The organism is Thermomonas brevis, assembly GCF_014395425.1.
GTDB lineage: Bacteria > Pseudomonadota > Gammaproteobacteria > Xanthomonadales > Xanthomonadaceae > Thermomonas > Thermomonas brevis.
The window spans coordinates 3344757-3370024 of the sequence record NZ_CP060711.1 but is presented as its reverse complement, the minus strand read 5'-3'; the positions used below and the strand labels follow the sequence as shown (position 1 = coordinate 3370024).

The window sequence follows — 25268 nt, the reverse complement described above, 5'->3', positions numbered from 1 at the left end:
GCCCATGCCGAACGCCAACACGCCTCCGCCGGTGCCGCCGGCGCCTCCCGCCTTGGGCCCGGGGTCGCCGCAGGACGTGCCGCCGCTGCCGGGCGAGCTGAGCGTCGATCCGTCCACCCTGCCCCCGCCGATCCGCGACGAGCTGCTGAAGCCCGACCCGGTCGCCATCGACACCGCGTCCAGGGAATTGAAGGACGGCCTCAACCGCTGCCCGAAGTGCGGCTCGACGGAGATCAAGCAGCGTCCGGGCACCGACCTGCTGGTCTGCCTGTACTGCCGCCACGAGTGGCACGGCCAGCGGGTGGAAGAGGAGTTCGGGCTGGGCGCCGGCATCGACCAGCTCCGGGGCACGGTGATCGCCTCCGGTGCCCGCGACATCGCCGCCGATGCCGCCGCGCTGATGACCTTCAAATGCGCCGGCTGCGGCGCCGAGGTCACGGTCAACACCGGCAACGCGATGACCGCGCGCTGCCACTGGTGCCGGCATGTGTTCGGCGTCAACGAGCAGATCGCCAACGGCGCCGTGCCCGACGCGGTGCTGCCGTTCCATGTCAAGAAGGACGATGCGGTCGCGCGCATCCGCCAGTTCGTGGACAAGCGGAAGTTCTTCGCGTTGAAGGCATTCAAGGAACAGTTCACGCCGGAGAACGTGGTCGGCGTGTACCTGCCCTACATGATCGTCGACGCCAACGCGAGCGCCGACGTGGGCGGCCACGGCGAGATCGAGACGCGCCGCTACACCCGCGGCGAAGGCGACAAGAAGCAGACCTATTACGACGCCGACGTGTACCGCGTGGAACGGCACGTGGACTTCACCGTGGACGACCTGCCGCTGGAATCCTCCACCGCACGCGGCAACCTGGACACGCGCGTCAACACCAACAACATCATCAACGCCATCCTGCCGTTCGATACCAAGAACGCGGTGAAGTGGAACGCCTCCTACCTGTCCGGCTACAGCTCGGAGAAGCGCGACAACAACGTCGAAGCCCTGCTGCCGCGCATGGAGGATCAGCTGCTGTCCATCGCCCGCGCCCAGGTGGAGGCCTCGGCGAACCGCTACGACCGCGGGGTGCGCTGGGAGCAGGAACGCATCGACGTGCACGGCTCGCGCTGGGTGTCCATGTACCTGCCGGTCTGGCTGTACTCGTACCACCAGCCGGGCGGCAACGGCGGCATGCTGCACTACATCGCGGTGAACGGCCGCACCGGCGAAACCATGGGCAGCGTGCCGGTGCAGCAGTGGAAGCTGCTCGCCGCCGCGCTCACCGCGGGCACCTTCCTCGAAGGCATCGCACTCTGGATCGTGGGGAATCAGTGATGAGCGACGACGGCGGACTCTGGTTGCTGCTGCTCGGCCCGGCCGGCGCCACCGGCCTGTACTGGGCGCTGTACCGGTACTACCGCAACACCGACAAGTCGCACGCGTTCGAGCGCGAGACCGAGGTCGAGGCCAAGCCCGTGACCGGCTCCGACCGGAAAGTGGACGAAGTGACGGGCACGCGGGAAACCCGGATCCGCGGCGACAACCTGCGCGCGTACCGGCAGCGGGTGGAGCGGGTGCGCAGCGGCGGCGATTCGTCCTGACGCCGCGCCGGCGAACGATTTCGCGATCGCGCGCGACGGCTCGGCTTCGCCGCCTTTCCATCGCATGGGAGGCAGTTCGTTTCCCGAAACCCGCGTCTAGGCCCGGATCGCCAGCGGCCTGCCATCGCCGATCCCGTACGCGTCGCTGAACACCAGCGCCGGCAGCGGCTGGCTGAACAGATAGCCCTGCCCTTCCTGGCATCCCATCCGGTAGAGGCGGTCGCGCTGGCGTTCGTTTTCGATGCCCTCGGCGATGGTGTCCAGGCCGAAGCTGCGGGTCATGTCCACGATCGCCCGCACCACCGAGGCGTCGCGGTCCGACTCGTGCACGTGCTTGACGAAGGAGCGGTCGATCTTCAGCCGGGTCAGCGGGTATTTCTTCAGCAGGCTGAGTGAGGCATAGCCGGTGCCGAAATCGTCGAACGCGATGCCGACACCGGCCTGCCGCAACCCGGCCAACGTGTCGAGCACCAGGTCGTCGTTGTCCAGCACGATGTTTTCCGTCACCTCCAGCTCCAGCGCGGAGGGCGGCAGGCCATGCCGGCGCAGCGCGGACAGCACGTCGGCGATCAGGTCGTTGAGGCGCAGCTGCGCGGCGAACAGGTTCACGCCGATGCGCAGGTCCGGCGCGCCGCGCGCGCGCCAGTAGGCGGCCTGCGCACAGGCTTCGTCCAGTACCCAGGCGCCGACCGCGGCGGCCAGCGATCCGGTTTCCAGCGCCGGCAGGAAGGCAGCCGGCGACAGCAGGCCCTGCTGCGGATGCAGCCAGCGGATCAGCGCCTCGGCGCCGACCAGCGCGCCGTCGCTCAGGCGGACCTGCGGCTGGTAGAACAGCACGAACTCGCCTTCGCTCACCGCGCGATGCAGTTCGGTGCCCAGCAGGCGGCGCGTGTTGGCTTCCTCGCGCAGCGCCGGCAGGAACACGCAGACCTGACCACGCCCCTCCTTTTTCGCCCGGTACAGCGCCAGGTCGGCGTCGCCCACCAGCTCCAGCGCTTCGCGCCCGTGCTCGCCCGCGATGGCGATGCCGCAGCACGCCGCCACCCGCACCTCGCTGCCGTCGAGCATGACGGGCTCGGCGACCACCTCCACGAGCCGCTGCGCCCGATCCACCGCCTGCTGTTTGTCGCCGACGCCGGCCAGCAGGATCGCGAACTCGTCGCCGCCCATCCGCGCCACCAGGTCCTCCGGGCCGATGCACTGCTTCAGACGGCGCGCGATCTCGCACAGCAGGCCGTCGCCTGCGCCGTGTCCCAGCGTGTCGTTCACGTCCTTGAAGCCGTCCAGGTCCAGCATCAGCACGGCCAGCTCGCTGGATTCCAGCAGCGCGGATTCCATGCGCCGGTACAGGCCGGTGCGGTTGGGCAGGCCGGTGAGCATGTCGGTGCTGGCCAGGCGATGCAGTTCCTCCTGCTTGAGCAGGCGCGCGGTGCGGTCCTGCAAATGCACGTTGAACATCAGCCGCCCGTTTTCGTTCCAGCAGAACAGCGCGATGCCGAGCAGGAATTCGCTGCCGTCCTTGCGCAGGCCGCAGATGCGCTCCGGCATCGACAGGCCGTCCACCGAGCCGGCCCGCGCGGCGCGCGCGATCAGCGCGTTCACCTCGGCGCGATCCGGCTCCGCCAGCAGCTCGTCGATGCGGCGGCCGATGCCCTCGGACGGCTCGTAGCCGAACAGGGTGGCGGCGGAATCGTTCCACGCCACGATCGCGCCGCTGCCGTCGAACCACGCCACCGCGGTCGGCGAGTTGCGGGCGTAGGCGTCGAACGGCCGCATCGCGTTCGCCGACAGCTCGATCCGGCGCAGCTCCAGCCGGTCCGATGCGATCTTCGCCAGCTCGCGCAGGTGCTGGCGGTCGGCGTCGGAGAAATCGTGGTGCGGGCGCTGGTCGAGCACGCACAGCGCGCCCAGCGGATGCCCCTGCGGCGACAGCAGCGGCACGCCCGCGTAGAAACGCAATCCCGCCGATCCTGTCACCAGCGGGTTGTCGTGGAAGCGTTCGTCGAGGCGGGCGTCGGACACCACCATCACCCCGTCCTGGGTGATCGCGTGCGCGCAGAACGACACGTCGCGCGCCATGTCCACGCCTTCGCCGCCGGGCTCGATGCCGGCGCTGGCGGCGAAGAACACGTGGTCGCTGCCGATCATGTTGACCGCCGCCATCGGCATTCCGAGCGAGCGCGCGGCGAGTTGAACCACGGCATCCAAACTGGGCAGCGGCCGGTTCTCGCCCAATCCGTAATCGGACAGGGCCTGCAACCGCTCCTTTTCCGCGGGCAACGCGGGCGGACATTTCATCGCCGTCTCTCCGGCATGCGGCCGCCACTCCCGTGCCCTGCTCTCCCCGCTCCGACGACAGCGGCCAAACTCCGTCGGACGCGGGTGCCACCATACCGCAAGTAGCCGTTCCGCCGCTGGAAAGCCGGCCCCGCGCGATCAAAGCCGCAAGCCGCACCCTCCGGCCCCGCCTACAGCGTGCGCGTCACCTCCGCGCCGCGCGCGGCCAGGAAGCGCGCGGCCTCGCGCTGCTGCATCGCCGACAGCGCATGCACGACAACCGCGCTGCGTCCGGCCGCGATGGCCTCGCGCACCGCCTGGATGTAGCGGTCGTGGTCGGGGCGCAGCGCCACCAGCCCGCCGAGGAACAGGCCCCCGATCGCGCCATACAGCACCCACCAGCCACCTGCGGCCAGGGGCGACGTTTCGACGTAGTGCACGTCCGCCAGCATCATTCCCATGAACACCAAGCCGCCGACGATCGCGCCCAGCAGGCACAGCTTCAGGTGCGCAAGCACGATCGTGCGCCAGATGTTGCCGCCCTCCGGCTCCAGCTTGATGTCGACGTCGGTGGTCCCCGGCGTGATCAGCTTCACCTGCGCAGGCGCGATGCCGAGCTGCTCCACCAGATCCGCCGCCGCGTCCTGTGCGGAAGCCTTGGCCGGGAACACCGCCGCCAGCTTGCTGTTGGAGACCTCTCCGGTCACGGGATTGTCGGACATGGCCCACTCCTGCATTCGGGGTGTTTCCGCTATAGCAGCCGGCGGGTGGGCGCCGCGTCAAAGCGCCGCCCTCGCGCGCATCGGTTCCGTTCAGGAACGCATCATCGCTTCACCGACACGCCGCCATCCGCCAGCAGCGTCACGCCCGTGGTGAAGGAACCGAGGTCGGACGCCAGATACAGCGCCGAGCCGGCGATTTCCTCCGGCGTCGCCATCCGTTCCAGCGCATGCAGGCTGCGGACATGGGCGACCGCTTCCGGGCTGTCGGCCACCGCCCGCCCCATCGGCGTGTCGGTGCCGCCGGGCAGGAGCGCGTTCACCCGCACGTTCCGGCCGCCGTACTCGGCCGCCAGCGCCTTGGTCAGGCCGATCACGCCGGCCTTGCTCGCGGCGTAGGCGGCCATGCCGGAAAACCCGACCGTGTGGCCGACGAACGTACCGGTGAAGATCAGCGCGCCACCGCCCCGCTCCACCAGCGCCGGCAACTGATGCTTGGCGCCGAGGAACGCGGCGGTCAGGTTCACGTCGAGCGCATGCCGCCAGTCCTCCAGCGCGACTTCCGAGGTCGGGCCCATCGGCCCCAAGTCGCCCGCATTGTTGAACGCGATGTCCAGCCCGTCGAACGCATCGACGGCGGCCTCCACCAACGCCCGCGCGTGGGCTTCGTCGCGGACATCGCCGGCCAGCGCCAGCGCCTGCCCGCCGCCTTCTTCGATCTGCGCCTTGAGCGCGGCCAACCGCGCCGCGTCCCGCCCGGCGATCACCAGCCGCGCCCCATGCCGCGCGAACAGGCGGGCGGTGGCGTGACCGATGCCGGAACTGGCGCCGGTGATCAGCGCGACCTTGTCTTTCAGCATGTGCATGCGGGACTCCCGTGAAATGGAGCCGCATGGTGACCGCGTCTTTAAGATTCGGCGTCCCGTTTCTTGCCACCTTTCAGCAGCACGCCATGAAAGATCGTCACATCGTCGCCAACCGGGAATCCATCCAATCCGCCACGGCATCGATCACTTCAGCATCACCATACATCCAGCTGTGCTTGAGCCCACGCAAGCCAGGCGGCGCCTTGCAGGCGTGTCGGGTGATGTGCTCATCGGCCATTGCCGGGATCACCGTCGTGCGGATCCGCAAGAGCCAGTTATGAAAGATTCCTTCGCCACCATAGGCACCGGGATGAGCGCGCACCAACAGAGGCACGCCAGCCATCACGAGCTGCCAGTAGATGCCGTACATGAGCATGGTCGCCGCACTTGCCAGCAAGCCGACACCGGCAGCGATCAAATGCGACTGCAGGCGGTCGTGGCCATCGATTTCGCCCAACATGGCGACGTAAGTGGACACTCCCAGCACGACAAGCCCCCCAATCAGCGTCGCCCTACGCCACAACGCATAAGGTATTTCCGCCAGAAAGCGGGTCAGCCCCAGCCACAAACCCGCCTCATCGCCCGATACATGTATGCAAAGCATCGGTACGGGTGGCACAGGCAGGCGCAATTCGGCCAGCAATGCCTCTTGCCTCGCCGCCAGGGAGGCTTCAAGGCGCGGCATGTTCCGAAAGACCATGAACGCCACGTTGATCACCATGGCGATCCCGTACACCGAGAACACCAATGCCGCCAACGTCCAAGCCGTGCCCGACAACCGCGTTCCCAACGCGAGCGAAGCGACCGCGGCAATGCCGCCAAGCAATAGCGCACCCAACAGCAGGGTCATGAACGGCAGGCCGAGACGTAGCAGTCCCATTGCCGCTCCAAGGCTGCGCGCCTCGCTGGCGATGAAAGGCGTCCCGATCGTCACGATCCCGGCCAAGTCCGGCTGAGATGGAGCATCTCCCAGTGCGTACAAAGCAACATTGCCTCCGTGGCTGTGGGCGACGACGAAGCGCGGCACACCCGGCCAAGCGCGGGCAACCTCATCCTGGTCTTCGCGCAGCGCCTCCGCGCCGGCTCGACGAGCCGAATGCGAGTTCGAGCCGCTCCAGTTGAAAGCGCGAAAACGCACGGCCTCGCCGAACCGCTCGCGCAAGCGTTGCCGAACCAGTGCCGCATCGTCGTTCGCCCATGCGGCGCCGCGGGCGAAGGTTCCATGGACCAACGTCACGACGAAGGGAGACGCTTCCGTAGTCACGGAAACATCTCGACCCGCACAGCCTTAATTTTCAAGCGATGCCAACAGGCAAGATTCGAAACATCGCGAACTGGGTTCGATGCCATTCCGCCCCCTAGGGATCTGCCCACGCAATTCATTGCGTCGCAATGAGCGAACGCCCGTAGTCGGCCGCATCGCTCAAAGTGGTTCTTCCGCCCACGTGCAGTACGTATTCGAAGTTCTGGTTCATGCCGCCATACGCCACGTCGGATTCGCCGTAATTCGCGCCGACCACGAGCGAATGAGGGCCTCTCGACAGAGGCTTGATCATCAGCCAATAGCCGTCCGCCGCACCCAGCGGCGATGAAGGGTCGTCGGGATCCATCGGAAAACAGCCTTCGCTCTTGACGCGAAACAAGCGCACGTCACCGACCGGCTTATCGTCCAGCAACACCACCGCACTGCGCAGATGATCATTGTTCACCGCCGCAGACTCCTGCAGTGTCTTGCATGGCAACCGCGAATCCCCGGGACCGCGTTGCCAATAGATCATGTTGATCACCGGCACCAACAGGTACTTGCCTTCCGGGACTTCGCATTCGCGCTTCGGCCGGAAGCGGCCGTTCGTTCCGGCCAGGAACCAGACCGGCCCCTCCTGCCCCATCTCGCAGAAGCGCCCGTCCGGATCCAGGAAAGGCTGTACCGGCTGGTTGAGTGCCCAACGCCACCAGCGCGCAGTCCATTCGCCGAGGCTGACGCCTTCGACAGGTTCGGTAGTCAGCGCTTCCGCAGCGGATGCAGATGACGTTGGCGAAGCAGCATTCGCGACAAACAACGAGGCTGCGAGCACCATGCCTGCAGCGGAGAGAACGCATCGCCAAAACATCCAACCCCCAGGTTCAAACGGTGCCCCCCACTGCTAAACGAGCATAACAAGGCGACGCCATTTCGTGTCGATGCGACCAGAACCCACAACATAAAAAGTCCGGAGCAGCTTTGCGCTGCACAAAAGCGTAGTGCCTATGTAGCTCGGATAATGAACTCGATTCCGCTATTTGCCGACACTCGTGCCTGTTTCGGCATGCAACCGCCTCCATTTAGGAGCCTTCCTCATACATCGTTTTTCCATGGCGAAACACTATCCCGCCATGCAGCCGCTGCTCGCCCTGAGCATGCAGGTGCACGACGGCGGCCGGCTGGAACCCACGCTGCAGCAACTGGTGCTGATGCGCGTCTCGCAGATCAACGGCTGCGCGTACTGCCTGGACATGCACAGCAAGGACGCGCGTGCCGCCGGCGAGACCGAGCAGCGCCTGCACCTGCTGCCGGCATGGCGCGAGACCACGCTGTACAGCGAACGCGAACAGATCGCGCTGGCCTGGGCCGAGGAACTGACCGAACTCGCGCACGGCGCCGTTTCCGACGCCCTTTACGAACGCGCGAGCGCAGTGTTCGACGAGGACGCGCTGGTCGACCTGACCCTGCTGGTGGTCGCCATCAACGGCTGGAACCGGATCAACGTCGCCGCGCGCAACATCGGCGGCCATTACCAGGTGCCGAAAGCGAAGGCGGCATAACGCGAGAAACGGTGTCCGGGAAACGGTGTCGGGGACAATCCGGACTTGTGGCGCTACAGCCTGCTCACACCGTCATCGATCCCGGCGTCTTTTCCTCAATCGCGTTCCCTGAGGTCGCGCGTGGCAATCGCCGCAGCGGCCTGCAACGCATCGGCATAGACCTTGCGGATCGGCGGCACGTCCCGAGCGGCCGACTCCAGGCCCTGCACATACGCCGAGAGCAGATCCTGCGCGTTGTACTGCTGGCCCAGTTCGTCCACCGTCCTCGCGACCGCATCCCGCAGATGCCAATCCACGTTGGCGCCCGACTCCGCCTGTTTGGCGACATCCATGACGCGCAGGACATGTGGGGTGACTAGACCGACGACGGTGGCTTTCACTTGCTCGACCTGACTGGCAAGGGATCGGGAAGGCAACGATAGCGCGTCGCCATGTGAATGGCGCGTGGCGGCGGCGCATCTGGCAGGCATGAGGCAACGAGGCCAGCGCGCAGGTGCGCCGCTGGCCCCGCTTTCCCCGCTCTACCTGCTCTCGTCCTCCGCCTTCGGCAACGGTGCGCCGGTGTACTGGTTGAAGCGCGGCCCCTGAGCCGGGGTACGCATCAACATCGGCGCCACTTGCTCCACCGGACCAACGGCCGCCCACCAGAGCTTGAGCGACTTGAATGAGAAGACTTCATCGAAGTCCACGGCAAACGAATCCGGATCCATCGCTTCGGTGCCGGGCCGGTTCTGGAACCACTTCATCCATTCCTTCGACCCCGGCGCCGGAGAGCAGATCACCGTGCCGTTCGGATCGGGCTTGCCCTGGTCATTGCACAGCTGGAAGTACGGCGCGGCCTTGGTCGCGAACGACGGCAGCAGGAACGAATTCATCCGGTTGCTGGTCGTGCTCCATTCCGCCGTGCTGTGGCAGCTCATGCAGCTGGAGTTCGGCGCATTGCGGATGACCTTCCCATCCACCGCGATATCGTTGCGCCCGCCGTCGTTCGGCCCGGTCAGGCGCCCGCCCCAACCCAGCGTCTGGGTGGAATACAGCGGCGCCTTCGGGTTGTTCCAGTTCTCCTTGAGCGGCATGTCGGGAGAGGTCGCCTGCGGATCGTTGCCCCACTGCACGCCCAGCGGCACCATCTTGTCCCAGACATCGCCGGGTGCATCCTTGTCGTACACCAGCGTCATGAACACCCAGCCGGTGGTCGGGGACGACTGGCTGTCCTTGACGATGATGTCGAACTGCGCGACGTAGCCGGGCCAAACCTGCGGCTTGCTCTCGCTGCCGACAGGCAGGTACAGGCTCCATGCAGCGGCGCCGGCCATGGCGTCCCACCAATCGGCCTTCACCTTCGGATCGGCGGATGCGAACAACGCCGCCTTGACGATGATCGCGCCCTCCTGGAACTGGGCCTTCTCCGTCTTCAGCGCCGGCTTCATCGACGATTCGCCCCAGAAGTCGCGCAGCGAATAGGCTGCACGCTTGTCGTAATAGGTCAGAACGTGGGTATTGAAGGTGGCGCGCAGCCCGGTACCGGGGAAAATCGACGGGCCGAACGTGCCCGCGGGATACGTCCCGCTGATCGCCTCGCGCAGGCTGCCCACCCACGGTTCGTTGTACCAGCCGGCCTTGGCCGCGTCCCATTGGTCGTGCCGCATGATCAGCTGCTTCGCGTTGTCCGCGACCGCAGCCTTCAGCACCGCGGCATACGCGGACGCATTCTCCACCGTGATCGGCCCGTTGCCGATCGCCTCCTGCCACGGCGTCTTTCCGATCGGCGGCAATGGTGACGTCGGCCAGTCGTGGCTGAGCTTGAACAAAGGCCCGGAATAGACGCCGCGCGGCGGCACCTGCCCGTTGTTGTCCTGATACGGCGTCGCCGCTCGCAGTGCCTTCATGCTCGGCATCTGCATGGTTGAAAAGGCATCGCCGGAGACGGCGTATTTCGCCGCCAGTCCCGAAACCGCCAATAGCACGCCTGCCGCCAACAAGCTGGGCTTCAACTTGCTCATCATCCATTTCCTCCCTTGAAATCAGTGATCGCGGTGGCGCCACGCAGGACACCATCGACAATGCGAACCGCACCTCCGAGTCGCGCGCTCCCCTGCGCACGGTCGGTCAGTGGGAACCAACGGCGGGTGATGAACAAATGGGACAAATGGAGGAAATTGATGTCTAGGCGGCAACAACAGGAATAACCAGGACGCGTTGACGTTGCCCTTGGCATGGGCCGCATGCAGGGCAGCAAGCAGAGCATCGCGAAAAGACAAATCCGGCGATGGCGTCCCCACCGTGGTCGGAAGCATCCATGCGGGAAGGCGTTAGGTGGCTTGCTACCTCCCGGTTTGATTCCCCTACGTTTCCACCCTGCCGCTCTCCGCCATCCTGGCCAGCCAGTCGCGAGGCGACATCCCCACCCTGGCCACGAAGGCGCGCGACAGGGCGGAAGGATTCGCGTACCCCAATTCCTCGGCCAGCAGCTTGACCGGCCGGCCATCGCGCAGCCGGCTTTGCGCCAAGGCCATGCGCCAATCGCCCAGATAGTCGGCCGGGGGCTGCCCCACGCGTTCGCGGAACGCATTGGCGAAAGCCGTGCGCGACATGCCCGCACGCTCGGCCATGCGCTCCAGCGTCCACGGCTCGCCGGGAGCGTCGTGCATCGCCACCAACGCGCGCGCGAGGCGCGGATCGGACAGGCCCGCGATCAGCCCGGGGCGCACGCCCGCCTCCTGTGGATGATCCAGCAGCCAGCGCAGCAGTTGCAGCACGACCACCTCGAACAACCGGTCGGCCAGCAGGCGCTGGCCGCAGCGCACCCGGTCGGTTTCCGCGAACAGCAGGCCGAGCGCCGGCTCCAGCCCCGGCACCCGCGCCAGCGGCAGCGCGACCAGCGGGGGCAATGCACGCGCCAACGGATTTTCCGCGCCGCCCTCGAAGCTCAATCGCGCGCAGGTCAGATCGGCGCCGTCGCGCGGCGTGTCGCTGAAACGATGGGTGCGGGGACGCGGATACAGCAACAGCGTCGGTTCGTCGAAACGCATCGCATTCGGCAGGTCGCGCGCATGCGGATGACTGACCTCCAGCCAGCCACGGCGCAGCACGTGCAGGTAGGCGAATCCTTCGCTCGCGTCGAAATGCGTGAGCCTGCACAGCGTGCCCGAATGGTGCAGTTGCGCGCGGACGCGGAAACGCTCGAGGAGGCCCGAAAGGCGGTCGATGGGAGGCTGCGCGCTCATCTGTACGAAAAGATGCTTTTAAAGTACGAATTGATCCAAATCATACAGGCGATCCGCGCACACTGCGCAAGCCCCGTCGGGGTGTCCTTTCCACCACCTGACCTCTTCAGGAGATCGCCATGTCCCGCGTCAACCTCGAATCGCAATCCGCCCCCGCCGCCAGCCAGCCCCTGCTGGCCCAGATCCAGCAGGCCTTCGGCGCCACGCCCAACATGTTCAAGGCCGTGGCCAACTCGCCTGCCGCCCTGCAGAGCATGTGGGCCGCCTTCGGCGCACTCGGCAAGGGCAGCCTCGGCGCCAGGCTCGGCGAGCAGATCGCCGTGGCCATCGCCAACCGCAACCGCTGCGAATACTGCCTGGCGGCGCACACCGTGCTTGGCCAGAACGCCGGCGCGTCCGCTGCCGACATGGCCGCCGCCCAAGTCGGCACGTCCAGCGACGCCAGAACCGCCGCCGCCCTCGACTTCGCCCTGAAAGTGGTCGAACGGCGCGCGCAGGTGGACGACGCCGACATCGCCGGATTGCGCAAGGCCGGATTCGATGACGGACAGATCGTCGAGATCCTGGCCCACGTCGCCCTGAACCTCTTCACCAACTACATCAATGTCGCCCTGGACATCCCGGTCGATTTCCCGAGGGTCGCCCTGAAGTAAGTCCTTGCGGGCTTGATCCCGCCTTACGAATCGGCGCCGGGGCGAACTGTCCCGGCACCGATTTCTTCCGCCGGCACGAAACCCTCGCCTGATGCATCGTCTGCCGCCAGGCGCGGATTGAACGCCGAAACCCGGGTTTCATGGATCCCTGTTTCGTGCTCTGCAAAACGGACAAGCAAACCGGGTTCCCTAGTTTCCGCCCTCAGCTTTCTTCCACCGAAAAAACGCAGACACCCAATGACCGGCTCTTGGCCCGGTACATGGCCGTGTCCGCGGCGCGCAGATAGTCGTCGATGGTTGCCAACCCGGACTCGCTGCTGACCAACCCGATGCTCGCGCCGCTGGTCACGGTCTGCGCACCGATTTCGTAGGGCACGGCGAGGGCGGCGGCGATCTGGCGGGCGCGGTCGGCCGCTTCGGCGGGGTCGATGGATTCGAGCAGCACGTTGAACTCGTCGCCGCTCATCCGGGCAACCAGGTCGCCCGTCCGCACGCAGGCTTCGAGCCGGCGCGCCACCTGCTGCAAGAGCTGGTCGCCCACATGATGCCCGTGGGTATCGTTGACGGCCTTGAACCGGTTGAGGTCCAGCACCAGCACGGCGAACATCGTGGTTCCACCGCGTGCCGGCGCGTCGCCGCCTCTCGCCGCCTCGTTCCGGTGCAGCGCGATGGCATGCGCGAGGCGGTCGCGGAACAGTGGCCGGCCGGGCAAGTTGGTCAGGGCGTCGTAGGAACTGCCGCGTTCCGCCAGATCGCTCAGCGAGCCCGCCATGCGCACGGCAACGCCGCCCTCGAACTGGGCAACCCCGCGCCAGTTGACCCACACCAGCCGCCCCGAGCCGTGGAATGCGCGGAAATCCACCGAAAAGTTCGGGCGGTTCCCCGACAGGTGCCAGCGATAGGCCGCCTGCACGCGCTCGCGGTCATCGGGATCGATGAGCCGCTCAAGGAAGCTCCAGCCACCGTCGTGCACGTGATCGATGCCGTCCAGCCCGACGATCTCGTGGAAGCGCTCGGACGCATGCAGCACGTCCGTGCGCAGGTCCCAATCCCAGATGCCGTCGTTGGAGCCGCGGGTGGCGAGCGAATAGCGGTTGTCGGAGCGCAGCAGTTCGAGTTCCGTGTTCTTCTGCCGGGTCACGTCGATCATCAGGCCGATCATGCGGTTCGGCCGCTCCGGCTCGACCACCACGCGGCACAGGTCGCGCACCCACACGACCTTGCCGGACTTGGCGATCAGCCGGTAACTCATCTCGTACGCATAGCTGTGCGTCGCGTTGTACGCGGCATCGTCGATGACCAGGGCCTCCGCCAGATCGTCGGGATGCACATGCATCCGCCAGAAGCGCGGGTCGGAGCGCCACTCCTCCACGGTGTAGCCGAACAGCCGCTCGACCTGCGGACTCAGGAAGGTATTGCCCACGCCGAGCTCGGCCTCCCAGACGACGCCATCGATGGTTTCCAGCAGGCGCAGGAAGCGCTGGCGGATCTCCACCAGCACCTGCTCGGTGACCTCGGTGATCTCGATCAGCACGCCCTGCCGGCTGATCACCCGGTTCGCCGCGTCCGACTCCGGGTGGAGCTGCAGGCGCACCCAGCGATAGTCCCCGTCGGCGAACCGCAGCCGGAACACCGGCATGCCCGAGCGCAGGGTGCCGACGTCGTCGGGATGCACGAATTCAAGCAGGGATCGGCCAAGCGCCGCCTCCACCGGATGGCCGGTGAGCTTGTGCCAAGCCGGGTTCAGGTAAGTGATCTCCCACAGCGCATCCGTTTGCACCACCGCCTCGGGCAGCAGTTGCAGTAGATGTGCGGACGGCGTGGGCGTGGCGGGCATACGGGCTATGGTCACCGAGGGTAATCGGGCAGTCCAGCATGCGCCCGCATGAGAGACGATCCCGTCACATTCCCGCAAAAGCGGGGTCAGAGCCGACTTTCCCAAAAGCGGGGTCCAAAAGCGGGGTCAGAGTCGACTTTCCCGACGACCATCAGCTCTTTTGCCTGATCGACGCCAAACGCCCTCGCCGCGAACCTGCGGATGTCCCATCGCGCAGGCCAGCCCAATGCCCCGCCCTCCCCGCATCGATCTTCCAGGCATCCCGCACCATGTCGTTCAACGCGGCAACGACCGCCAGCCCTGCTTTTTCACCGAAGCGGACCACCTCTGCTACCACACGTTGCTACGCGAAGCCGCTCTGAGCGAAGGCTGCGCGGTGCATGCGTACGTGCTCATGACCAACCACGTGCATCTGCTGTTAACCCCGCAGCACCCGCACGCCGTGTCGCGCACGCTGCAATCGCTTGGCCGGCGCTACGTCCGCTACATCAACGACACGCATCACCGCAGCGGCACGCTGTGGGAAGGCCGTTACAAGGCCAGCTTGGTCGGGGATGGCGACTACCTCATGCACTGCCATCGCTATATCGAGCTCAACCCCCTGCGCGCCGCAATGATCGCCGATCCGGGCGAATACCGCTGGTCCAGCCATCACGCGCTGGCCTTCGGTGACGCCGATCCGTTGGTGCACCCGCATTCCGCCTACTTGGCATTGTCCGACGATCCCGCAACGCGCCAACGCCTGTATCGCGACATGGTCATGGTCGCCGTCAACCCGGACGATATCGACGCCATCCGCCTCCATCTGCAACGCCAGCACGCCTATGGGAGCGAGCGCTTCCGGCAGGCCATCGAGAGGCAACTCGGGCGGAGCGTGGGGCCGCAGAAGATCGGGCGCCCAAGGAAAGCCGAGGAGGATCAGCGCCCATCCTTAGAGCAGACTCAGCTCAGTCTTGGCAAACCCTGAGAAAGCCGACTCTGACCCCTGTTTTTGGAAGGCCGTTACAAGGCCAGCTTGGTCGGCGATGGCGACTACCTCATGCACTGCCATCGCTATATCGAGCTCAACCCCCTGCGCGCCGCAATGGTCGCCGATCCGCGCGAATACCGCTGGTCCAGCCATCACGCGCTGGCCTTCGGTGACGCCGATCCGTTGGTGCATCCGCATTCCGCCTACTTGGCATTATCCGACGATCCCGCAACGTGCCAACACCTGTATCGCGACATGGTCATGGCGGCCGTCAACCCGGACGATGTCGACGCCATCCGCCTCTATCTGCAACGCCAGCACGTCTACGGAAGCGAGCGCTTCCGGCAGGCCATTGAGGAGCAACTTGGGCGGAGCGTTGGGCCGCAGAAGATTGGTCGACCAAGGAAAGCCAAGGTGGAGCAGCGCCCATTCCCAGAGCAGACCCAGCTCAGTCTTGGCAAACCCTGAGAAAGTCGACTCTGACCCCTGTTTTCCTGACCCCTGTTTTCGTGTCTTCTTCTAACTCTTGTTTTCTTAATCGCACTCTGCCGGGAGCCGTCCGATCTGTATGAGGCTCGCTTTGGTACCAGATGCTGCAAGATTATCGTTGCTCAGCATTAGTGCGGAAGCAGGCGTGTCTGATTGGACATGCAGTGGGATAAACCACGCATATCTCTCGCCATGACCACTAGCAACCTGCCGTCGTGCAAGGGCAGCAATGACATAATCTCCTTGCTCAAGTGTCATTTGGAAACGGCCATCCGCATCAGTCTTGGCAATGGAGACTGGCTGAGGCAAGGTCTTGAGGATGCCACTAGCTGATAGCAACTCTGCCAGCTCCATACAGTGGATGATTTTTTTACCCGTCCCCTCCCCAGCCTGCTTCCTTAGAAGTTCGAGAAGCCTCTCATTTAGCAATTCTTGAGACAGGAGCTCTGCATGCCTAAGTAATTCTTGCAACCTGCCACTTGATGAGCCCACAAAAGAAGGATCAAACTCCGCTTTCTTTAGCGCAGCCTTAAGTGGATTGATCTCATCGTTGATCTCTTTTTCACGGCGAGCGGCTTGAGCAATAGCCTCCGACAATTTCTTCGACTTTTCGTTGAGCGCATGTTCGGATTGAGCCAACGCCGGAAGCGCGGCCGTGCTATTGAATGCACGCACCTCAACGAGGCCAAGTTTGTAGTTGACGCCACCCTCTGTGACGATGAATGCAGATCCTTGCAACGTGACCGGCGCAGGCTTACAGCCTGCGAAGGCGAAAGCCATGATGGCGAGAATTAGCATGCGGCGAATATAAAACTTGAGCATTTAACCCCCGAAAATGTTCTCGCAGCAACTGCCCCTGACACCTTTTTCTGACCCCGTTCCCCGACACGTTCCCCCGGCTCAGTCGCGTTTTTTCCTCGGCTTCTGAATCACAACCAAGAGAGCTTGCTCGCACTCCTGGATCCGTGTGCAAAGCCCGTCATTTGGATCCCGAACCTGACGTGAAGCATCCTGGAAATCATCCGGAGCAGTAATTGAATCATTGAATGCAGCCAGCGCATCAAAAGTCAATTTCGCATGGCTTGGATCTAAGCATGACGCCTCCCGCAACAGCCCCCCGAGCCTCTTGATATCACTAATAATCAAGCTCGCAGAAACAGGAGTCTTAACTATGGCTCCTGAATCAACATAATGGGAAACGGCGCTGTCTGAAATTTTCGATATAAGCTTCTTCGCATCGTCAAGCCAGCGCTGCTGCCAATCGCGCCCACTCTTTTGCCTCTCGCGATGCAATGTAAGGTGGTGAGCTATCACCGCCGTTAAAATCGGAAGACATATCGTCAACCACCAAGGCGCTCCGGCCGCCGCCCCCTGCGACGCCCCCACAATTAGTGACCTCTCTTTTCACTAGCAGCATCTCTTATTCGCTGCCAAGCAGTTTCGACCGCATCAGGATCGTCATCAGCAACGATTTTGATTCTGCGCCGAGCTTCCTTAAAACCTAAAATCGAACCAAGCTCCCCGAACGCCTCATCCAAAAAGCCCGAGCTGTAGCCCGCACTTCCAGTCAGGTCAAACGTAATGAGATCGTATTGGGCCAACAATGGCAAGACCACGCTTTCGCGAAATTCCTCCCCGGAATGCTCGCCATGTTTGCGCCGCCTCCCGCCCGGGAATCTCGTATAGCTCTTAGCCACGGAATATACGAATTCTCTTGGCATATCAGCCTCAGCTACTTGATCGTTCACTAACGGGCTCTGTCTTAATGCCACGCAGTGTCCATACGATGAGAGATCCATTTAACCCACCTTCGATGGTATCCACTTTAGCATTTCCGCCACTCGTGGAAAATTCAACATCACCCTTGTTCGCAATAACCCTTAACGAGCCTTCAACACCCAAGGAGTCTAGAAACCTCTTAAGCTTATCCAGACCATGACCTCTGCGTTTGGAATTGTGTCTCGATATGGGACGCCTTACCGCTCTATCAATCCACTGACCATCCGACCATCCAACCAGCTTCTGAAGAACCCGCTCAGACTTCTTTTTTCGTATCGTCGCTGGAATTCCAGCACCCTGATCATAAAAAGCAAACCCAATTGCCGATTGCTGGTGATCCGCATACCCAATCAGCCACCACTCCTTGTAAAGGTGAGGCAGGTGCGACTTGGGGTCGTAGGCATGCTCGAAAACATTATCCATACACTCAATTAGGGCAACGTGAAGTCGCTTCCGGTCAGCATCATCAAACTCAAATACCTTTGCAAAACACTCAAGCAGCGAGTCAACGACCTTAGGAAGCGTCTTGTTCCGACGCTCAACCTGCACGTAAGTTCTTGACTGATAGGCTTTAGGTAAGACGGGCTCCTTGATAGACAGTGCCTCATAGAACCCAATCTCAGACAAAAGTTCCGTGACCGCATGCTCTCTAGGATGTGTCCCAGTTATCACGGTGCGAGTTCCACAATAGGCCTCGCACCTCTGTATTTCAGCAACCAGCATGAGAGCGACTTCTGGAGACATTACTCGAACCCCAGAATGATCAAGCACAATTCTCTTGAAATGCCCTTTTAAAGCAGCTTCACGAATTGAGCCAAGCAGTGAGACAACTACATTTACGTCCTGCTCGGATTCAATCGTTAGCGAATCTGGGAACTCAATTACTTTCTTGCCTCTTGACTTCCCTTTGACATGAAACTTCGGATTCTTCCTGGGCTGGTGCTCTAACCATTTTTCCGCGTAGTAGCGACGCCCCTTTCGCGCATTGCGCTTGACCCCACGCTTTTCGGACAATGCAATCTGGCGCCATCGATTTTTAGGATTCTGACTTCGATTTCCGGACAAAGACCACCCCCCCTATTCGGTCGGCCTCACATATTCCTCCGATACTCCCCGCCCACCTCATACAACGCATGGCTGATCTGCCCCAGCGAATGCGTCTTCACCGCTTCCATCAGCGATTCAAACACATTCCGCCGCTCGCGGGCGGTGGCCTGTAGCACACGCAAGCCCTCGGCCGCATACCCGTTCCGGTTGCCCTGATACCCCGCCACGTTCGCGATCTGCTGCCCCTTCTCCTCTTCCGTGGAACGGATCAGCTCGATCTCGGTGACGATGTCGCCGCCGTGTTCCTTGGGCAGGAAGGTGTTGACGCCCACCAGCGGCAAGCTGCCATCGTGCTTCTTGTGCTCGTAGTACAGGCTTTCTTCCTGAATCTTGCCGCGCTGGTACATGGTGTCCATCGCGCCCAGCACGCCGCCGCGTTCGCTGATGGCCTCGAACTCCTTGTAGACCGCCTCTTCCACGATGTCGGTGAGCTTGTCCACGATGAAGCTGCCCTGCCACGGGTTCTCGCAGAAGTTCAGACCCAGTTCCTTGTTGATGATCATCTGGATGGCGACGGCGCGGCGCACGCTTTCTTCGGTGGGCGTGGTGATGGCTTCGTCGTAGGCGTTGGTGTGCAGGCTGTTGCAGTTGTCGAACAGGGCGTACAGCGCCTGCAAGGTGGTGCGGATGTCGTTGAACTGGATTTCCTGCGCGTGCAATGAGCGCCCGCTGGTCTGGATGTGGTACTTCATCATCTGGCTGCGCGCGGACGCGCCGTAGCGTTCGCGCATGGCGCGGGCCCAGATGCGGCGGGCGACGCGGCCGATGACGGTGTATTCCGGATCCATGCCGTTGCTGAAGAAGAACGACAGGTTGGGCGCGAAGTCGTCGATCTTCATGCCGCGCGCCAAGTAGTACTCGACGATGGTGAAGCCGTTGCTCAGGGTGAAGGCGAGCTGGCTGATCGGGTTCGCGCCGGCTTCGGCGATGTGGTAGCCGGAGATCGACACCGAATAGAAATTGCGGACGGCGTTGTCTACGAAGTACTGCTGGATGTCGCCCATCATGCGCAGGGCGAATTCGGTGCTGAAGATGCAGGTGTTCTGCGCCTGATCCTCTTTCAGGATGTCGGCCTGCACGGTGCCACGCACGGTCTTGAGCGTGTCGGTCTTGATGCGAGCGTAGGTGTCGGCATCGACCACCTGATCGCCGGAGACGCCCAGCAGGCCGAGGCCGAGGCCGTCGTTGCCCTGCGGCAGGTCGCCTTCGTAGCGCGGGCGCGCCTTGCCCTCGAACAGCTTGTCGATTTTCTTTTGCGCATCCGCCCAGCGCGCCGTGTCGGCCTTCAGGTATTTCTCTACCTGCTGGTCGATGGCGGTGTTCATGAACATCGCCAGGATAATCGGCGCGGGGCCGTTGATGGTCATCGACACGCTGGTGGTCGGCGCGCACAGGTCGAAGCCGGAGTACAGCTTCTTCATGTCGTCCAGCGTGGGGATGTTGACGCCGGAGTTGCCGATCTTGCCGTAGATGTCCGGGCGCGGCGCGGGGTCTTCACCGTACAGGGTCACGCTGTCGAAGGCGGTGGACAGGCGCGCGGCAGGCTGGCCGACGCTGAGGTAGTGGAAGCGGCGGTTGGTGCGCTCCGGGGTGCCCTCGCCCGCGAACATGCGGATCGGATCCTCGCCGGTGCGGCGGTAGGGATAGACGCCGCCGGTGTAGGGGTATGCGCCGGGCAGGTTTTCCTTTTGCAGGAACACCAGCAGTTCGCCCCAGCTCTTGTAGGTGGGGGCGGCGATCTTCGGGATCTGTTGGTGACTGAGGGATTCGCGGTAGTTTTCGACGCGGATGGTCTTGTCGCGCACCTGGTATTCGTTGACCGGCTCGACGATGGATTTCAGGCGGGCGGGCCACTCGCGCAGCAGGCGCAGGGCTTCGGAATCAAGCGACTGGATGGCGTCGTTGTAGCGCTGGCGCAGGGTCTTGAGGCTGCGGTCGTCGCCTTCGGTCAGCGCTTCGGCAGCGTAGAGGTCGAGGGCGTTCGGCAGCCTGTCGTCGCCCAGTTCCTTGAGCGCCTCCCACAGCGACTGCGCGCGGTCGGCGATCTCGGCCTGCGATTCGATGCGCGCATTGATGCCGCGCCCCTGCTCGGCGATCTCGGCGAGATAGCGCACGCGGTTGCCGGGAATCAGCACGGTGGCGCGCGGTTCCTTCAGTTCGGTATTGATCGCCGGCGACCAGCGGCCGGCATCCAGCGCCAGCTTCTCGCGCAGCAGGCGGCACAGGTTGGCGAACATCCAGTTCAGGCCAGGATCGTTGAACTGCGAGGCGATCGTCGGATAGACCGGCACGTCCTCGTCCTTGGTCTGGAACGCCACGCGGTTGCGCTTCCACTGCTTGCGCACGTCGCGCAGCGCATCCTCCGCGCCGCGCTTGTCGAACTTGTTGAGCACGACGAGTTCGGCGTAGTCCAGCATGTCGATCTTTTCGAGCTGGCTGGGCGCGCCGAAATCGCTGGTCATCACGTACATCGGGAAATCGACCAGATCGACGATCTCCGAATCGCTCTGGCCGATGCCGGCGGTCTCGACGATCACGAGGTCATAGCCCAGCGATTTCAGGAAGGCGATGCAGTCCTTCAAGACGATATTGGTCGCCATGTGCTGGCGGCGGGTCGCCATCGAACGCATGAACACGCGCGAGGAGCGCAGCGAGTTCATGCGGATACGGTCGCCCAGCAGCGCGCCACCGGTGCGGCGGCGGGTGGGATCGACGCTGACCACGGCGACGTGCATGTCCGGGAAGTTGGCGAGGAAGCGGTTGAGCAGTTCGTCGGTGACCGACGATTTGCCCGCGCCGCCGGTGCCGGTGATGCCGACCACCGGGGTCTTGCCGCCGGCCAGCGCCCATTCCTTGCGCAGGCGCGCCAGTTCGCTTTCGTCCAGCGCGGACTCTTCGATGGCCGAGAGCATCCGGCCGATCTCGATCTCGTTGTCGAAGCCGACCTTGTGCGGCTTGTCGACCGGCAGGCGCGCGGCTCCGGCGCGGCGCACCACGTCCTCGATCATTTCCACCAGTCCCATCTTCATACCGTCGTTGGGGTGGTAGATGCGTTCGACGCCGTAGGCCTCCAGCTCGCGGATTTCCTCCGGCGTGATGGTGCCGCCGCCGCCGGCGAACACGCGGATATGGGCGGCATCGCGCTCCTTCAGCATGTCCACCATGTACTTCAGGTATTCGACGTGGCCGCCCTGATAGGACGACAGCGCGATGGCGTCGGCGTCTTCCTGCAAGGCCGCGCGCACCACGTCCTCGACGCTGCGGTTGTGGCCGAGGTGGATCACCTCCGCGCCCTGCGACTGGATCAGCCGGCGCATGATGTTGATCGCGGCGTCGTGGCCGTCGAACAGGCTGGCGGCGGTGACGAAGCGCAGCGGGGTGGCTTCGGATTGCGGCTGCGGGAGGGTTTCGGCCGGGGTGCTCATGGACTGCATCCACACGTTGAATGGCAATCCCCGATTGTAGCGCGCGGGTTAGGATGGCCCGGACGCCACCGTATCCGCCGCCCATGCGCCCTCACCTCCTGTTGCTGCCTTTTGTCTTCGCCGTCGCGCTGGCCGCCTGCCGGCACGCGCCGCCGGCGCCGCCCGCATCGGAGCCGGTGCTTTTGCTGGGCGAAGTGCACGACAGCGCCGCCGGCCACGCCGCGCGCGCGGCGCTGCTGCGCGGGAAGATCGAGGCCGGCTGGCGGCCGGCGATCGCGATGGAGCAGTTCGACACCGCGCAGCAGCCGGCGCTGGACGCGGCCATAGCCGAATGCGCGGACGCCGACTGCGTGATCGCCCGCGCCGCGCCGCCGAAGGCGAGCTGGACGTGGGCCTACTACAAGCCGGTAATCGCGCTGGCGCTGGAATACAAGCTGCCATTGCTGGCCGCCAACCTGTCGCGCGCGGACGCATCGCAGGTGGTGAAGGACGGCTTCGCCGCCGCGCTGCCGGCCGAGTTGATCGCCCACTACCAATTGGGTGCCTTGCCCGCCGACGTGCTGGCCGCGCAGGAGCGCGAGGTGCGCGACAGCCACTGCGGCATGCTGCCGGAGGCGATGGTCTCACCGATGGCGAAGGCGCAGATCGCCCGCGACGTGGTGATGGCCGAAACGCTGCGCACGCACGCGGCCTCGGGCGTGGTGCTGATCGCCGGCAACGGCCACGTGCGCGGCGACATCGCGGTGCCGTTCTGGCTGCGCCGCGATGGCCTGCATCCGCATGCGGTGGGTTTCCTGGAACCGGCCGCCGACGCCGCGGCGTTCGACGAAGCGCACCGCATCCCGGCGACGCAGCGGCCCGATCCCTGCGCCGGCTTCAAGGCGCCTACGCCGGCCGGCTGAAAGCGGCGCCCGCGCGCCGTACCGGCGCGTATACAGGCCCGCGACGGGGGAATGGCTTAAAATGTCGGGCTGCGGCGGGGAGTCCGCCCGGCCGCAGCACATTTCCGTTTCCATTCCCACAGCCACCGGTTCCGCTGCACGCGGCGGGCGCCGGCCGGAGTTTTTGCAATGATCTTCGAAACGCTCGACATCTACGGCCACGAGCAGGTCGTGTTCTGCCACAACAAGGACGCCGGCCTGAAGGCGATCATCGCCATCCACAACACCGTGCTGGGCCCGGCGCTGGGCGGCACCCGCATGTGGCCGTACAAGAGCGAGGCGGAGGCGCTGAACGACGTGCTGCGCCTGTCGCGCGGCATGACCTACAAGAACGCCGTGGCCGGCCTGAACATCGGCGGCGGCAAGGCAGTGATCATCGGCAACCCGGCCACCGACAAGTCCGAGGCGCTGTTCCGCGCGTTCGGCCAATTCGTGGAGTCGCTGGGCGGGCGCTACATCACCGCCGAGGACGTCGGCATCGACGTCAACGACATGGAATACGTGTACCGCGAGACCGAGTACGTGACCGGCGTGCACCAGGTGCACGGCGGCTCCGGCGATCCCTCGCCGTTCACCGCCTACGGCACGTTGCAGGGCCTGATGGCGACGCTGAACCGCCAGTTCGGCGACGAGGACGTGGGCAAGTATTCCTACGCCGTGCAGGGCCTGGGCCACGTCGGCATGGAATACGTGAAGCTGCTGAAGGAACGCGGCGCCAAGATCTTCGTCACCGACATCAACCCGGCGCTGGTCGAGAAGGCCGTGACCGAATACGGCGCCGAGGCCGTGGGCCTGGACGACATCTACGACGTGCCGGCCGACGTGTATTCGCCCTGCGCGCTGGGCGGCACCGTGAACGAGCAGACCCTGCCGCGCCTGAAGTGCAAGGTCATCTGCGGCGCGGCCAACAACCAGCTGGCGAACAACGAGATCGGCGACGAAGTGGTCCGCCGCGGCATCCTGTACGCGCCGGACTACGCGGTGAACGCGGGCGGCGTGATGAACGTGGCGCTGGAGCTGGACGGCTACAACCGCGAGCGCGCCATGCGGATGATGCGCACGATCTACCACAACCTGTCGCGCATCTACGAGATCGCCGACCGCGACGGCATCCCGACCTATCGCGCCGCCGACCGCTTGGCCGAAGAGCGCATCGAGAAGATCGGCAAGCTGAAGCTGCCGCTGGGTCGCGGCCGGACGCGCTTCCAGGGGCGCATCCGGGCCTGATTGATGCGGGCTGGGCCCGGATCAATCCCCCGAAGTTTGCGAAGCAAACTTCGGGCCCCGGCCAGTCGCCTCCACATACCCCGCCGCTGTCGCGGCGCCCCCCTTGACTCAAGAGGGGCTCTGCGGAGCCCATTTCAACGCAAAGTAGAAAACATTCCATGCGCCCATTTCCCCTCGGCGAAGACATCGATGCCCTGCGCGAGGCGGTGCGCCGCTTCGCCGACGCGGAAATCGCCCCGCGCGCGGCGAAGATCGACGAGGACAACTGGTTCCCGCAGGACCTCTGGCCGAAGCTCGGCGAGCTGGGCCTGCTGGGGATGACGGTTCCCGCCGGTTGCGGCGGCAGCGAGATGGGCTACCTCGCCCATCTGGTGGCGATGGAGGAGATCAGCCGCGCTTCCGGCTCGGTGGGCCTGAGCTACGGCGCGCATTCCAACCTCTGCGTCAACAACCTCTACGCCAACGGCAACGACGCGCAGCGGGCGAAGTACCTGCCCAAGCTGTGCAGCGGCGAGTGGAAGGGCGCGCTGGCGATGAGCGAGCCGGGCGCCGGCTCCGACGTGGTCGGCTCGATGAGCTGCCGCGCCGAGCTGAAGGGCGGCGTGTGGATCGCCAACGGCAACAAGATGTGGATCACCAACGGCCCCGAGGCCGACGTCCTCATCGTCTACATGCGCACCGCCAGCCGCGAGCTGGGCAGCAAGTGCATGACCGCCTTCATCGTCGAGAAGGGCATGAAGGGCTTTTCCACCGCGCAGAAGCTGGACAAGCTGGGCATGCGCGGCAGCAACACCTGCGAGCTGGTGTTCGAGAACTGCGAAATCCCGGCCGAGAACGTACTGGGCGAGGTCAACAACGGCGTCAAGGTGCTGATGAGCGGCCTGAACACCGAGCGCCTGGTCCTGTCCGGCGGCCCGCTGGGCCTGATGCAGGCGGCGCTGGACATCGCCCTGCCCTACGTGCGCGAACGCCGCCAGTTCGGCCAGGCCATCGGCACCTTCGAACTGATGCAGGCCAAGATCGCCGACATGTACACGGCGCTGCAGTCCAGCCGCGCCTTCGCCTATCAGGTCGCCCGCGACTACGACGCCGGCCACAAGAGCCGCATCGACGCCGCGGCCTGCCTGCTGCACGCCAGCGAGGCGGCGGTGCAGGTGGCGCTGGAGGCCATCCAGTCGCTGGGCGGCAACGGCTACATCAACGAATTCGCCACCGGCCGGATCCTGCGCGACGCCAAGCTCTACGCCATCGGCGCCGGCACCAACGAGATCCGCCGGATGCTGATCGGCCGTGAGCTGTTCGCCGGCAACCACTGAGTCGGCGCCACGCCCGGAAATTTCATCCGGGCGAATATTTTCAACC

24 protein-coding genes are annotated in these 25268 nt (G+C 64.5%); 10 read left to right on the top strand and 14 right to left on the bottom strand.

Annotation, left to right across the window (positions count from 1 at the left end):
- The first annotated feature begins 4 nt into the window (after positions 1-4).
- Positions 5-1321 carry a TFIIB-type zinc ribbon-containing protein gene (locus H9L17_RS15525; protein ID WP_187570309.1) on the top strand — a complete coding sequence of 439 codons (1317 nt, stop codon included), beginning with the start codon at positions 5-7 and terminating at the stop codon, positions 1319-1321.
- Positions 1321-1587: a hypothetical protein gene (locus H9L17_RS15520; RefSeq protein ID WP_187570308.1), complete on the top strand. Its 267-nt coding sequence runs from the start codon at positions 1321-1323 to the stop codon at positions 1585-1587. Before H9L17_RS15525 ends, H9L17_RS15520 begins: the two co-directional genes overlap by 1 nt.
- A 96-nt stretch (positions 1588-1683) precedes the next feature.
- Here H9L17_RS15520 and H9L17_RS15515 read toward each other — a convergent pair whose 3' ends face one another.
- The 5 genes from H9L17_RS15515 to H9L17_RS15495 form a co-directional block, all read right to left on the bottom strand.
- Positions 1684-3885 carry a putative bifunctional diguanylate cyclase/phosphodiesterase gene (locus H9L17_RS15515; protein ID WP_187570307.1) on the bottom strand — a complete coding sequence of 734 codons (2202 nt, stop codon included), beginning with the start codon at positions 3883-3885 and terminating at the stop codon, positions 1684-1686.
- A 170-nt stretch (positions 3886-4055) separates the two neighbouring features.
- Entirely contained in the window at positions 4056-4586 is a 531-nt protein-coding gene (locus H9L17_RS15510; RefSeq protein WP_187570306.1) for a hypothetical protein, read from the bottom strand.
- 101 nt (positions 4587-4687) lie between these two features.
- Positions 4688-5449, bottom strand: coding sequence for an SDR family oxidoreductase (locus H9L17_RS15505; protein WP_187570305.1), 762 nt, complete (start codon positions 5447-5449; stop codon positions 4688-4690).
- 97 nt (positions 5450-5546) lie between these two features.
- On the bottom strand, positions 5547-6713 hold the full coding sequence (locus H9L17_RS15500; protein ID WP_187570304.1) for an esterase/lipase family protein: 1167 nt from the start codon (positions 6711-6713) through the stop codon (positions 5547-5549).
- A gap of 115 nt (positions 6714-6828) precedes the next feature.
- A complete protein-coding gene (locus H9L17_RS15495; RefSeq protein WP_246455113.1) occupies positions 6829-7527 on the bottom strand; it encodes a hypothetical protein in 699 nt (232 codons plus the stop codon).
- 295 nt (positions 7528-7822) lie between these two features.
- Between H9L17_RS15495 and H9L17_RS15490 the strand changes: the two genes are divergently transcribed.
- Positions 7823-8251, top strand: coding sequence for a carboxymuconolactone decarboxylase family protein (locus H9L17_RS15490; RefSeq protein ID WP_246455112.1), 429 nt, complete (start codon positions 7823-7825; stop codon positions 8249-8251).
- 95 nt (positions 8252-8346) lie between these two features.
- Here H9L17_RS15490 and H9L17_RS15485 read toward each other — a convergent pair whose 3' ends face one another.
- On the bottom strand, positions 8347-8631 hold the full coding sequence (locus tag H9L17_RS15485) for a hypothetical protein (RefSeq protein WP_187570303.1): 285 nt from the start codon (positions 8629-8631) through the stop codon (positions 8347-8349).
- 141 nt (positions 8632-8772) lie between these two features.
- The gene (locus H9L17_RS15480) at positions 8773-10140 is read right to left on the bottom strand and encodes a hypothetical protein (RefSeq protein WP_187570302.1); all 1368 of its coding nucleotides are present in this window, start codon (positions 10138-10140) and stop codon (positions 8773-8775) included.
- Between H9L17_RS15480 and H9L17_RS16185 the strand changes: the two genes are divergently transcribed.
- The gene (locus H9L17_RS16185; RefSeq protein ID WP_281401899.1) at positions 10139-10273 is read left to right on the top strand and encodes a hypothetical protein; all 135 of its coding nucleotides are present in this window, start codon (positions 10139-10141) and stop codon (positions 10271-10273) included. The genes H9L17_RS15480 and H9L17_RS16185 overlap by 2 nt on opposite strands.
- Before the next feature lie 323 nt (positions 10274-10596).
- Here the strand turns inward: H9L17_RS16185 and H9L17_RS15475 are convergent, their stop codons facing one another.
- The gene (locus H9L17_RS15475) at positions 10597-11478 is read right to left on the bottom strand and encodes an AraC family transcriptional regulator (protein WP_187570301.1); all 882 of its coding nucleotides are present in this window, start codon (positions 11476-11478) and stop codon (positions 10597-10599) included.
- A gap of 119 nt (positions 11479-11597) precedes the next feature.
- On the opposite strand from H9L17_RS15475, the gene H9L17_RS15470 reads away from it, so the two are divergent.
- Complete coding sequence (locus H9L17_RS15470; protein ID WP_187570300.1) at positions 11598-12131, top strand: carboxymuconolactone decarboxylase family protein; 534 nt, start codon at positions 11598-11600, stop codon at positions 12129-12131.
- Positions 12132-12333: 202 nt separating this feature from the next.
- Here H9L17_RS15470 and H9L17_RS15465 read toward each other — a convergent pair whose 3' ends face one another.
- Positions 12334-13968 carry a sensor domain-containing diguanylate cyclase gene (locus H9L17_RS15465; RefSeq protein WP_187570299.1) on the bottom strand — a complete coding sequence of 545 codons (1635 nt, stop codon included), beginning with the start codon at positions 13966-13968 and terminating at the stop codon, positions 12334-12336.
- Between the two features lie 226 nt (positions 13969-14194).
- Between H9L17_RS15465 and H9L17_RS15460 the strand changes: the two genes are divergently transcribed.
- Together H9L17_RS15460 and H9L17_RS15455 are read left to right on the top strand one after the other, a co-directional pair.
- The gene (locus H9L17_RS15460; protein ID WP_187570298.1) at positions 14195-14935 is read left to right on the top strand and encodes a transposase; all 741 of its coding nucleotides are present in this window, start codon (positions 14195-14197) and stop codon (positions 14933-14935) included.
- 24 nt (positions 14936-14959) lie between these two features.
- Positions 14960-15406, top strand: a complete 447-nt coding sequence (locus H9L17_RS15455; protein WP_187570297.1) for a hypothetical protein — start codon at positions 14960-14962, stop codon at positions 15404-15406.
- 66 nt (positions 15407-15472) lie between these two features.
- Here the strand turns inward: H9L17_RS15455 and H9L17_RS15450 are convergent, their stop codons facing one another.
- From H9L17_RS15450 to H9L17_RS15430, 5 genes are all read right to left on the bottom strand, one after another.
- Complete coding sequence (locus H9L17_RS15450) at positions 15473-16249, bottom strand: hypothetical protein (protein WP_187570296.1); 777 nt, start codon at positions 16247-16249, stop codon at positions 15473-15475.
- A gap of 78 nt (positions 16250-16327) precedes the next feature.
- Complete coding sequence (locus tag H9L17_RS15445; protein ID WP_187570295.1) at positions 16328-16813, bottom strand: hypothetical protein; 486 nt, start codon at positions 16811-16813, stop codon at positions 16328-16330.
- Positions 16814-16815: 2 nt separating this feature from the next.
- Positions 16816-17175, bottom strand: coding sequence for an STAS-like domain-containing protein (locus tag H9L17_RS15440; protein ID WP_187570294.1), 360 nt, complete (start codon positions 17173-17175; stop codon positions 16816-16818).
- A complete protein-coding gene (locus tag H9L17_RS15435) occupies positions 17156-18220 on the bottom strand; it encodes an STAS domain-containing protein (protein ID WP_187570293.1) in 1065 nt (354 codons plus the stop codon). Before H9L17_RS15435 ends, H9L17_RS15440 begins: the two co-directional genes overlap by 20 nt.
- Before the next feature lie 77 nt (positions 18221-18297).
- Positions 18298-21738 (bottom strand): methylmalonyl-CoA mutase family protein, encoded by a 3441-nt coding sequence (locus H9L17_RS15430; protein ID WP_187570292.1) that lies wholly within the window; start codon positions 21736-21738, stop codon positions 18298-18300.
- A gap of 83 nt (positions 21739-21821) precedes the next feature.
- On the opposite strand from H9L17_RS15430, the gene H9L17_RS15425 reads away from it, so the two are divergent.
- From H9L17_RS15425 to H9L17_RS15415, 3 genes are all read left to right on the top strand, one after another.
- A complete protein-coding gene (locus H9L17_RS15425) occupies positions 21822-22640 on the top strand; it encodes a ChaN family lipoprotein (RefSeq protein WP_223158065.1) in 819 nt (272 codons plus the stop codon).
- Between the two features lie 168 nt (positions 22641-22808).
- The gene (locus tag H9L17_RS15420) at positions 22809-23906 is read left to right on the top strand and encodes a Glu/Leu/Phe/Val dehydrogenase (protein ID WP_187570290.1); all 1098 of its coding nucleotides are present in this window, start codon (positions 22809-22811) and stop codon (positions 23904-23906) included.
- Between the two features lie 158 nt (positions 23907-24064).
- Entirely contained in the window at positions 24065-25222 is a 1158-nt protein-coding gene (locus H9L17_RS15415; RefSeq protein ID WP_187570289.1) for an isovaleryl-CoA dehydrogenase, read from the top strand.
- The last annotated feature ends 46 nt before the right edge of the window (positions 25223-25268 follow it).